The sequence below is a fragment of the Pectobacterium artocarpous genome (assembly GCF_046159765.1).
GTDB lineage: Bacteria > Pseudomonadota > Gammaproteobacteria > Enterobacterales > Enterobacteriaceae > Pectobacterium.
Genome location: NZ_JBJXVK010000079.1, coordinates 1 through 223 on the forward strand (window position 1 = coordinate 1; position 223 = coordinate 223).

Sequence of the window (223 nt, forward strand, 5' to 3'; positions counted from 1 at the left end):
CGGTTATATGCTCCCGCAGGATTATTTATTTCCCTGGAAAACCATTGAGGAAAACGTCTTAATCGGTTTGCACATTTCCAAAAAACTAGGCCCGGAAACGAAGGAAACCGCTCTCGGCCTGCTGAAAAAATTCGGGCTTTACGAGGTTGAAAAAAAGTATCCAAAAGAGCTCTCGGGCGGCATGAGGCAAAGGGCGGCGCTTGCCCGCACTCTCGCTGTCGAC

The 223-nt window shown here is 49.8% G+C and carries 1 protein-coding gene; it reads left to right on the plus strand.

All coding sequences use genetic code 11. From position 1 onward, the window contains the following. On the plus strand, positions 1–223 hold a 223-nt coding region (locus tag ACKQAD_RS20330), incomplete at both ends, for an ATP-binding cassette domain-containing protein (RefSeq protein WP_409161766.1).